The sequence below is a fragment of the Mycobacterium sp. genome (assembly GCF_035697385.1).
Taxonomy (GTDB): Bacteria; Actinomycetota; Actinomycetes; order Mycobacteriales; family Mycobacteriaceae; genus Mycobacterium.
The window spans coordinates 1-2,708 of sequence record NZ_DASSCY010000075.1; the positions used below are offsets into that span (position 1 = coordinate 1).

Consider the following 2,708-nt stretch of genomic DNA (forward strand, 5'->3'; position numbering starts at 1 on the left):
TCGCGGCTGCGGATTGTTCTGAGCCGCGCGCTGCTACTCCGCTAGGCCGCGATGTGATTGAGGGTGGTCCCGACTGGGATCGAACCAGTGACCTTCCGCGTGTGAGGCGGACGCTCTCCCCCTGAGCTACGAGACCGGGGACCGACGTCGAAGACTAACACGTGTGGGGCGCCTGGCCGGAATCGGCATCACTCCGCATGTGCCCGAAGACAGCCGATGCGTTGAGTCGTTCCTTCGGCGGCTGAGCGTTGCTGGGGCTATGGTCACGCGATGACTCACCGTGCCGAACGCCTCGCCGCTGCAGTTGCCGGATTCGCCGCGGTGATCGCCCTGTCGGGCTGCGGCAGCCCGACAGATGTGCAGGCCGCGTCCACCGCAACTCCGGTCACCGGGCAGGCAACGGCGCCGGCGCGGCCCGTGCAGTCGACCTCACCAGCACCTGACGGGGACGCCGTCGAGAGCGCGTCATTCCTGTCGCCGGACGGCAACATCGCCTGCAACGTCGATATGAACGTGGGCGCTCGCTGCGACATTATCGATGCCAGCTGGCCGACACCGCCGACTCCCGCGGACTGTCAAGGGAGCTACGGGCACATGATCGCGATCGGGATCGACGAGCCCGCGGAGTTCATCTGCACCGACGACACCGTCTTCGGTAGCGAGGACCTGCTCGCCGATGGCGAATCCATCGCTTCCGGCGCGTTTCGATGCGAGAGCGTGGATTCGGGCATCACGTGCCGCAATACCGAAACGGGCCACGGCTTTTCGCTCTCTTACGATGCGAACGAGCTGTTCTGAGGTGTCGACGAAGATTGCGCCGGTATCGTCCAGCAGCATGATCCGCCCCGGTGTCGTGGTGCCCGCTCTGTCAGTCGCAATGGCGGTGCTTGCTGCGTGCAGCAGCGGCTCGGCCGACACCCAATCTGGAAGTTCGGCGCCGATCACCGAGCAGACGAAGGTATCTGCGACGGTGGCAAAGCCCGACAGATCGACCGGTCAGCCGGCGACCTACCGCGAGGTGTACGAGTTCACCGGGTTCAGGTCGCCGAGCGGCAACGTCGGCTGCTTCATCGACGTGGACTATGTCCGCTGCGACATCGCCGAGGCCGACTGGTCGCCACCGCCTCGCCCGGCGGATTGCGAATTCGACTACGGGCAGGGCATCTCGCTCGAGCCCGGAGGCAGCGCCGAATTCGTCTGCGCCGGCGACACGGCACTCGCGCCGGACGCCAGCCCTCTCCCCTACGGCGAGTCGATCACCGCCGGGCCGGTGCAGTGCGACAGCGCGGAGTCGGGCATCACTTGTCGGGATGTCGAAACCGGCCAGGGGTTCTCGATTTCCCGTGAGGCGTATCGGCTGTTCTGACCGCGGCGGACGCTACGGCGCGACGGCCGTCGTCGGGATTTGTGCGGCTACACTTTGGTGGACTATCGTCGTCCTTCGCGACGGGCGACATGTCGTTCGTGGCGCGCGGATGTAGCGCAGTTGGTAGCGCATCACCTTGCCAAGGTGAGGGTCGCGGGTTCGAATCCCGTCATCCGCTCGAAGGTGCAGTGGCATCAACCCCAGCGGTGGAGTGGCCGAGTGGTGAGGCAACGGCCTGCAAAGCCGTGCACACGGGTTCGATTCCCGTCTCCACCTCCATTGAGGTTCCCGGCGCGATTAGCTCAGCGGGAGAGCGCTTCCCTGACACGGAAGAGGTCACTGGTTCAATCCCAGTATCGCGCACCAACATCAACGCAGGTCAGGCCCGGCTATTGCCGGGCCTTCGCTGTATCCACTGAACGGCAGCCGCGGACCTAGCAACCCCTGGTGTCGAGCAGCGAGCACGGCCCCACGGGGCCACGGTTATCTGGTGGAGGATTCGGTCCGTCCCAAATAGTCAGCGAAACGTTGCCCTGCCCCCAGTTGACGCTGTACCAGGTATGGCAGACGTTCCAGTCCCAGTTCGGTGGGCCCGGTGAATTGAATGGGCCGCCCGGTCCACCGCCAGGGTCGTCCCCCGGGCACCACGTATAGGGCCCGGACGGCGGCGCCGCCGCGGCGATACCTGCGCCCAGCCCCAAACCAGCCAGACCCAAAGCACCAGACGCCAGCGCAGTCACTGCGAACCGCGAAACTCGATTCATGGTGTGTTCCTTTCGTAAGGCACGCCGCCATGTCCGTCTCGCCAGTGCGGTATTGCAGGCCTTGGGGTGACTGCCGATTCCCGACGACTACGGCTGCGCGTTTGCTCTTGTACCGCCATCGTCAGGCCCTGGAGCACGCGTGTATGGAGTAGTCGACTACCCCATTTTCGCCGTGCAGTCGTAACCTCCCAGGGGTGCCGGGCACACTAGGACGGACCACAGCCAGAACACGCCGCCCTTCGCGGCATGCACCTGACCGACGGCACCTCACAAACCCAGGCACCTTCGCATGACACGACCCAGTAATCGCTTGCTGTTATCGCAGCGAGCGAATTGTCATGTCTAGCGAAACACGCCCACACCGTGGCAAACTACACGCAGGTGCCATGCGCTGGCGTCATCGGAGCAAGTAGCTGGAAGGGCAACATGAGTGCAGGCCTGCTGCTCGCGGTGTATTGCGTCGGTGCGCTGATCACCTCAGCTGCGGTTTTTGCGGTGTCGGCCAAGGTCGGGCGAGTGCTGACTGCCGCCTTAGCGGGCGTGCTGTGGCCGGTGGTATTGGTGGGCGCGGCGCAGGC

General features: G+C 65.0%; 3 protein-coding genes and 4 tRNA genes. 5 read left to right on the forward strand and 2 right to left on the reverse strand.

Features of this window, described 5'->3' with window-relative positions:
* Nucleotides 1–64 precede the first annotated feature (64 nt).
* Nucleotides 65–136: transfer RNA gene (locus tag VFH65_RS07070), tRNA-Val, on the reverse strand.
* A 134-nt stretch (nt 137–270) separates the two neighbouring features.
* Here VFH65_RS07070 and VFH65_RS07075 point away from each other — a divergent pair.
* The 5 genes from VFH65_RS07075 (at nt 271) to VFH65_RS07095 (ending at nt 1,732) form a co-directional block, all read left to right on the forward strand.
* Nucleotides 271–798: a DUF6636 domain-containing protein gene (locus tag VFH65_RS07075; RefSeq protein WP_353320445.1), complete on the forward strand. Its 528-nt coding sequence runs from the start codon at nt 271–273 to the stop codon at nt 796–798.
* Between the two features lie 37 nt (nt 799–835).
* The gene (locus VFH65_RS07080; protein WP_353320446.1) at nt 836–1,366 is read left to right on the forward strand and encodes a DUF6636 domain-containing protein; all 531 of its coding nucleotides are present in this window, start codon (nt 836–838) and stop codon (nt 1,364–1,366) included.
* 105 nt (nt 1,367–1,471) lie between these two features.
* Nucleotides 1,472–1,544, forward strand: a tRNA-Gly gene (locus VFH65_RS07085).
* Nucleotides 1,545–1,571: 27 nt separating this feature from the next.
* Nucleotides 1,572–1,645, forward strand: a tRNA-Cys gene (locus VFH65_RS07090).
* Nucleotides 1,646–1,657: 12 nt separating this feature from the next.
* Nucleotides 1,658–1,732 (forward strand) — tRNA-Val (locus VFH65_RS07095).
* A 68-nt stretch (nt 1,733–1,800) separates the two neighbouring features.
* Here the strand turns inward: VFH65_RS07095 and VFH65_RS07100 are convergent.
* Nucleotides 1,801–2,130 carry a hypothetical protein gene (locus VFH65_RS07100; RefSeq protein ID WP_353320447.1) on the reverse strand — a complete coding sequence of 110 codons (330 nt, stop codon included), beginning with the start codon at nt 2,128–2,130 and terminating at the stop codon, nt 1,801–1,803.
* Between the last annotated feature and the right edge of the window lie 578 nt (nt 2,131–2,708).

Coding starts and splice junctions, on each gene's coding strand:
- VFH65_RS07080 (WP_353320446.1), top strand. CDS start 836: ATGATCCGCCCCGGTGTCGTGGTGCCCGCTCTGTCAGTCGCAATGGCG.
- VFH65_RS07100 (WP_353320447.1), bottom strand. CDS start 2,130: ATGAATCGAGTTTCGCGGTTCGCAGTGACTGCGCTGGCGTCTGGTGCT.
- VFH65_RS07075 (WP_353320445.1), top strand. CDS start 271: ATGACTCACCGTGCCGAACGCCTCGCCGCTGCAGTTGCCGGATTCGCC.